Origin of the sequence: Acinetobacter sp. MF4642, assembly GCF_002018925.1 — a bacterium.
Taxonomy (GTDB): domain Bacteria; phylum Pseudomonadota; class Gammaproteobacteria; order Pseudomonadales; family Moraxellaceae; genus Acinetobacter; species Acinetobacter johnsonii.
This window is the reverse complement of the sequence record NZ_MVON01000003.1, coordinates 176954-183861: the sequence shown is the minus strand read 5'-3', so window position 1 is coordinate 183861 and position 6908 is coordinate 176954. Positions and strand designations below refer to the sequence as shown.

At 41.3% G+C, this 6908-nt stretch carries 8 protein-coding genes; 7 read left to right on the top strand and 1 reads right to left on the bottom strand.

The genetic code is table 11. The features are described 5' to 3' along the window. The 3 genes from MF4642_RS03120 to MF4642_RS03110 form a co-directional block, all read left to right on the top strand. On the top strand, positions 1-242 hold a 242-nt coding region (locus tag MF4642_RS03120; RefSeq protein WP_161489504.1), incomplete at its 5' end, for a transposase. Between the two features lie 22 nt (positions 243-264). Continuing rightward, complete coding sequence (locus MF4642_RS17110; protein ID WP_227518503.1) at positions 265-519, top strand: hypothetical protein; 255 nt, start codon at positions 265-267, stop codon at positions 517-519. Positions 520-744: 225 nt separating this feature from the next. Beyond that, positions 745-1017, top strand: coding sequence for a hypothetical protein (locus MF4642_RS03110; RefSeq protein WP_078425280.1), 273 nt, complete (start codon positions 745-747; stop codon positions 1015-1017). A 205-nt stretch (positions 1018-1222) separates the two neighbouring features. Here MF4642_RS03110 and MF4642_RS03105 read toward each other — a convergent pair whose 3' ends face one another. Continuing rightward, the gene (locus MF4642_RS03105; RefSeq protein WP_078425279.1) at positions 1223-2935 is read right to left on the bottom strand and encodes an electron transfer flavoprotein-ubiquinone oxidoreductase; all 1713 of its coding nucleotides are present in this window, start codon (positions 2933-2935) and stop codon (positions 1223-1225) included. A gap of 191 nt (positions 2936-3126) precedes the next feature. Between MF4642_RS03105 and MF4642_RS03100 the strand changes: the two genes are divergently transcribed. From MF4642_RS03100 to hemH, 4 genes are all read left to right on the top strand, one after another. Next, positions 3127-3738 carry a DUF1285 domain-containing protein gene (locus MF4642_RS03100; RefSeq protein ID WP_078425278.1) on the top strand — a complete coding sequence of 204 codons (612 nt, stop codon included), beginning with the start codon at positions 3127-3129 and terminating at the stop codon, positions 3736-3738. A 47-nt stretch (positions 3739-3785) separates the two neighbouring features. Beyond that, positions 3786-4655 carry a glutamate racemase gene (murI, locus tag MF4642_RS03095; protein ID WP_078425277.1) on the top strand — a complete coding sequence of 290 codons (870 nt, stop codon included), beginning with the start codon at positions 3786-3788 and terminating at the stop codon, positions 4653-4655. Positions 4656-4786: 131 nt separating this feature from the next. Continuing rightward, positions 4787-5812, top strand: coding sequence for a DUF4062 domain-containing protein (locus MF4642_RS03090; protein WP_004692624.1), 1026 nt, complete (start codon positions 4787-4789; stop codon positions 5810-5812). 69 nt (positions 5813-5881) lie between these two features. Then, positions 5882-6904 carry a ferrochelatase gene (hemH, locus tag MF4642_RS03085; RefSeq protein WP_078425276.1) on the top strand — a complete coding sequence of 341 codons (1023 nt, stop codon included), beginning with the start codon at positions 5882-5884 and terminating at the stop codon, positions 6902-6904. Positions 6905-6908 lie beyond the last annotated feature (4 nt).

Genomic DNA, 6908 nt, shown 5'->3' with positions numbered 1-6908 from the left:
GCTCGCTAGAGCGAAATGAATTACTTCGAAAAATTAAACGTTTAGGCAGGACACTATGGAAAAAATGGTCAGGCTATCATCGTCGAAGTTTGGTTGAAACTAAGATGCATTGCATCAAATTATTAGGCGATAAACTCAGTGCAAGGAGTTTTGATAGCCAAGTGAATGAAATCCATGCACGTGTAGCAGTCCTTAACAGATTTACGGAATTAGGTCGACCACTTACCCAAGTTACGCCTTAAATTTGGCTCAATTAGGGGCGCTTTGCATTTCAAATCTTTGTGCAACAAAGCCCGACCAAACTTAAATGTAAATGAAGAAAGTAAACTAAAATTAAATTTAAAATATGGATATGACCACACAGTTTTAGTTTTTAATAATTTAGTTTTTGTCTCAGATGCTAACTATCCAAAACAAGGCGTTACAGATATAGGTTTTGATATTAGTAATATAAAATCTAAAAAAATTAATGAAAAAATAATTTTTTTCTTAAGAGGGAGTTGTAAAGAAATTAAATAAGAATGGCTGGAAAGTCTTTTACTTCGAGTCTGAAACGAGAGTGTTTGGAAAAAAATCATTTGAAGCCAATAATAAAATAGCTAACTATCAAGGGAGTTTGGATGGGTTTTATTTGGATAGTGAGGAAAATATGAAAAAGTTTTTTTACTCTGGGTATCTTGTTAGTATTTTTTTATTTTAGGTTGCAGTCATCAAATAAAGATTGAACCTAATAATTTGCCAGAAATGAAGTATGGCGAGAAATATGATAATAGAATAGAAATTGAGAAGCTAAATATATTTGGTGAACTTGTTATTAAAATAGATTTGCCTGATAACTCAGGTATTAATATAGAAAAAGTAGGGGAGAATGACTTTCTTTATCAAAATTCTATAAGAATATATGGAGTACCTAAAGTTAAAGGTAATTATTATATTTTATTAGATGGTAATTTTAGAGGTGGAGCTTTTGGTGGGATGACTAATTTTAAGAAAAAATATGATGTCATCATAAAATAACACATAATGATTTTACGTAAAAATAAACTGATTTGGATAGTATTAGAGAGGTGGGTGATTTCTATCAATAGAATAAAGGTGTTAATAATAAAATAACATTAAATCCAAGAGTTTCATTTGTAGATTAGATTGCAATGAGAAGCTTAAGAGATTCAGGAAATTAAGTTTTTGATGATAAAAAAACCCGCCGAAGCGGGTTTTCAATTTACATATTCGGGTAATTCGGACCACCACCACCCTCAGGAGTTACCCAAGTAATGTTCTGAGATGGATCTTTAATATCACACGTTTTACAGTGCACACAGTTAGCCGCGTTAATTTGGAAACGCTTCGAACCATCGTTCTCTTCCATAATTTCATAAACACCAGCAGGGCAGTAGCGCTGAGCTGGCTCGTCCCATTTTGGTAGGTTTACATTCACAGGAATAGAAACATCAGTCAGTTTCAAGTGTGCTGGCTGATTTTCTTCATGCACAGTATTTGATACAAATACTGAAGATAAACGGTCAAAGGTCAACTTACCATCTGGTTTTGGATAGTTCGGCTTAAATGTTGCCGCATCTACAGTTTTCAGTGTACTGAAGTCAGGCACTAAGTCATGCAGTGTAAACGGGACCTTAAACACATTCTGGTCGATGAAGTTAAATGCACCACCACCGAACGTGCCAAATTTGTGCATTGCTGGACCAAAGTTACGAGAACGATATAACTCTTCTTTTAACCAGCTGTTGTTGAACTTGTCGGTGTAAGCCGTTAACTCTTTTGCAAAGAAGTCTTCACCTTCAAGCACACGTGCAATGGCAAGGTCACCACCTTTTTCAACGCCTGCTTGAATCGCTTCGAATACCGCTTCGCCACACAACATGCCCGATTTCATGGCAGTGTGAGAGCCTTTAATTTTAGCGAAGTTTAGGAAGCCTGCATCATCACCAATTAAAGAACCACCTGGGAAGGTGAACTTCGGCAGAGAGTTTAAACCACCTTTCACCACAGCACGTGCGCCATAAGAAATACGCTTACCACCTTCAAGATACTGTTTAATCAGTGGATGCGTTTTCCAGCGTTGCATTTCTGCAAATGGATACATGTGTGGGTTTTCGTAAGATAAATCTACGATCATACCCAAAGTGACTTGGTTATTTTCAGCGTGATATAACCACCAACCACCAGAAGAACCAGTTTCAGCTAGAGGCCAACCTGCACCGTGCATCACCAAACCTGGCTTGTGTTTTGCGGGATCAATTTCCCACAGTTCTTTGATGCCGATACCATAGTGTTGAGGATCTGCATCTTTATCGAGATCAAACTTGGCAATCAGGCGCTTACCTAAATGACCACGACAGCCTTCCGCAAAAATGGTGTATTTGGCATGTAGTTCATAGCCCGGGGTAAAGTTATGTGTTGGTTCACCATCTTTACCAATCCCCATATCACCGGTTTGGATACCTTTAACCGTACCATCGGCATGATAAAGAATTTCAGATGCAGCAAAACCTGGGAAAATAGAAACTTCTAATTCTTCAGCTTTTTGGCCTAACCAACGCACCACGTTACCGAGTGAAATCACATAGTTGCCATCATTATGCATGGTTTTAGGAACCATCCAGTGTGGCGCTTCTTGTGACTTTTCAGCAGACATTAAGAAATATGTTTTATCTTCAGTTACTGGAACATTTAAAGGCGCGCCTTCTTCTTTCCAGTTAGGGAACAACTCATTGATCGCACGCGGTTCGAGCACAGCACCTGAAAGGATATGCGCACCAACTTCAGAGCCTTTTTCTACGACACAAACGGACAGATCATTAAGGTTGTTTTCAATTGCAAGTTGACGAATTTTAATCGCAGCAGAAAGGCCAGCAGGGCCTGCGCCAACGATGACTACGTCAAACTCCATCGATTCACGTTCGATGTGTTCCATGTAGGACTCCTCATATGGTTAAAGGTGGCAACCGTTTTGACTCAAAGAACGGTGCTGCCATGAGTGTTCTTAGTTCCCAGACACAAAATTTATCATCGTGTCTTTTATATTGTGAGCTAGTATAGGTTTAAACCAAGTTCTAGCCAATTGGCTGAATCATATTATTTTTCCGTCAGACAGGCATGAATTTTATGGATAAGCAGCACAACTCAGCAAATCCGACGAAAAAAGTAGCTATTGCTGATAATAAAAACTTAACGGATATTGCACAATACATAAAAGGTGGACAGTCCGGTCACAAAAGGTCAATCCCCCCTTTAGATCAATGGCACCCAAAGCATTGTGGCACAATGGATTTGAAGGTTTTAGCCAATGGAGAATGGTGGCACGAAGGTCAATTGATCAAACGCCAAGCCATGATTGAGCTGTTTGCAACGGTACTTTGGAAAGAAGAAGATAAGTTTTATCTCAAAACTCCGGTCGAGCAGATTGAAATCGAGGTTGAAGATGAGCCTTTATTTGTCAATCAGGTCGATCAAGTCGAAATTGCAGGAAAAATCTACCTACAACTGACCACGACCACGCATGATGTGGTGATCGTCGATGAAGCCCATCCCATTTTTATGCGTGCCTTCCAAGGGGAGCTGCGTCCTTATGTGCATGTTCGCTTTGGCATCAATGCACTGATTCAGCGTGCTGCTTTTTTTCATTTGGTGGAAATGGGTGAGCTAAGCGACGATGCGGAGGGTCAGGTCAAACTGTGCTTACAAAGTGGTGATTTGCTATTGCAATTAGGCACCTGAGGTTTAAGCTTGATTGATCTTTTAACTTTATACTGCAACGAGTCCTCATGAGTGCCATTCAGCCCTTATTTCCTCTGATCAACCCCATGCCAAAAGCGACAGCCGATACGCCAATTGGGATATTTGATTCAGGAATAGGTGGCTTATCCATCGCTCAAGAAATTGCCAAGCATTTGCCGCATGAACGCTTTATTTATTTTGCCGATACCGCACATGTGCCTTATGGGCCGCGCGATGATCAAAATATTCGAGAATTGACAGCACAAGCGATTGAGTGGCTTTACCGCAAAGGCTGTAAGGTTGCAGTTGTGGCGTGTAATACCGCTTCAGCCTTTAGTTTGGATTATTTACGCAAGCACTATGGCGACAATTTCCCCATTATCGGCCTTGTTCCGGCCCTAAAACCTGCGGTATTGCAAAGCAAATCCAAAACCGTGGCCGTTCTAGCGACCCCTGCGACCTTTCGCGGGCAGCTCATTAAAGATGTGGTGGAAAAGTTTGCACAGCCTTCGGGAGTCACAGTGATTCCAGTGACTTGCTTAGATTTAGTGCCTTTTGTTGAGAGCGGCGCACAGATGAGTGCGGCATGTTTAGCCACGTTAAAAGATATTTTACAACCGGTTGTTGATCAGGGTGCAGATTACTTAGTTTTAGGCTGTACCCATTACCCTTTTTTGAAAATAGCGATACAATCTATTTTTGGTCAGAAACTGACATTAATTGACTCTGGACTGGCAGTTGCACGACAAACAGCCCGTATTTTAATCAAAAATGAGTTATTATTTGAACAAAATCATGATGGTGATGTTCGAATTGAATGTTATGTCAGTGGAAATAATGCAGAAAGTTTGAGACCTATCTTACAACTTTTGCTTGAACCAGAACTAAATTGGACTATTTCAAACATATCTGATTAATTTTTAAACAAATAAGTCGAGTATTTTGATATATAGTCAAAAAATGCAACCTAATATGCTTGAGTTAGTCACAGTGTCTATCTAATGGAATTTGGGGGATGGGACGCTGCGAAGAATAATGAGGATAACCGATGCTCGATAAGCGTTATCAAGTGTTTATAACCACCTCTGGAAGCGAGATGCAGCCAGAGAGGATCATTTTGGCCCAAACTTTAGTGGGCATGGGATTTTTTTCTTGGGGATTAGAACAACGGACACCACTTTCAACGGCTTTTGCACGTCGTCAGATCGATGACTGTGACTATGTCATATTGTTGCTGGGCAGCAAATATGGGGAACAGTCTGTATCGGGTGTGGGCTATATGCATCTCGAATACATTTATGCGGTCACCAAACAAAAGCCGATTATTGTATTTATGCATGATGATCCTGATGCCCGTGAGTTATGTTTACATGACGACAAAGCTGAGCTGCGTGAAAAATTCAAAGAGTTTAGAAAACTACTCCAAAACGAAGTCGATCAGGTTTTCACTTATCGCACCATGCGTGACTTGGAAATGGCCGTTCGCTTGAATATGACGCAAATGCTAGAGCGCTATCCTGTATCGGGTTGGGTACGTCCGCAGAACACCCAAGTGTTGCATGACGAAATTGATAAACTCAAAGCCAAATTGGTGCAATTGGAAACTGAAGCGGGTAAACGTGAAGTCGATCCATTTTTGTCTTTACCCAAAGTGGCTATGCATGAATTTTTTGCATTTGATTATCGGATGCATGCCTATCAAGATGGCAATTTTAAAGAGCTGAAAATTCAAAAGCAGATGACTTGGGCGCAATTACTCTCGGTTTTGGGGACAACCTTTATTCACCCAACTCCTGAAGAGTATTTCTCCAAACGCATTAATGAATATTTAAACGAAACTGGTTTAAATGATGCACGCTTAGAAATGCCTCGTGCCCATGCTGTTGCGCGCTCACAAATTAATATTCGTGCTTTGCACAGTATCAAAATGCAAATGCGTCAAAATGATTGGATTGTTCAGTCGGGTCGAGATGATCGTCAGCGCATGCTCTGGCAGTTGACCCCGAAGGCGATGAAACTTTTGGAGAGTAATTTATTGGAAAAGGATCGGCCTTTTCAATTTCAATCTTCGTAGTTATCCATTTAGATAATGAACTGAAAACTGTTACAGTAGAGACATTCGAAAACGAGCCACGAGGGTTGAATGTCTACTGCAACAAAAGCAAAAGTTACTGTTATTTTGGCAAATTTGGGAACGCCTGATGCACCGACAGCTTCAGCAGTGCGTCGCTTTTTGGATCAGTTTTTGTCAGACCAGCGGGTGATTGAAATTCCCAAACCGCTTTGGCAAATTATTCTCCGTTTATTTATTTTGCCGTTTCGCCCGAAACGCGTTGCCCATGCTTATGAGATGGTGTGGGGCAGCGATTCTCCAATGCGAGAAATTTTGCTGACTCAAGTGGCCGCGTTACAACAGCAGTTGATTTTGCAATATCCTGAGTTTGAGCTGAATATTGTTCCTGCGATGACCTATGGTAATCCCGGCATTCAGCCTTTGCTTGCTGAGTTGAGTCAAAACCCGCAAGATCATATTGTACTTTTTCCTTTGTTTCCGCAATACTCGGCAACATCCAGCGCGCCCTTATATGATGCTTTCGCGAAGTGGATTCCAAAGCAGCGCAATTTGCCAGGGCTGAGCATTATTCGCGATTATTATCAGCACCCTTTATACATTCAGGCTTTGGCGCAAAGTGTGCGCGATTTCCGTGCTGAACATGGGGTGACTGAAAAGCTGTTAATGTCTTTCCATGGTATTCCACAACTTTATGCCGATAAAGGCGATCCCTATGCCGACCGCTGCCGTATCACTGGGCAGTTGGTGGCGGCCGAATTAGGCCTAGCGGAGGACGAATGGGCGATCAGTTTCCAATCCCGCTTTGGGAAACAAGAGTGGGTGAAACCGTATACCGATGTCTTACTGGCCGAATGGGCGGCGCAGGGTGTGAAATCGGTGCAAATTATGAGTCCGGCGTTTTCAGCGGATTGCTTAGAAACTTTAGAGGAACTGGCGATTCAGAATGCTGAATTGTTTTTGTCTCAAGGTGGAGAGCGGTATCAATATATTCCAGCCTTGAACAGCCGCGGAGATCATTTGCAATTGCTCAATACGCTGGTTCAGGCTAATCTTGATGCCTTAAAACAGACATTAGCCAGCAAAACGAATTGAGGTT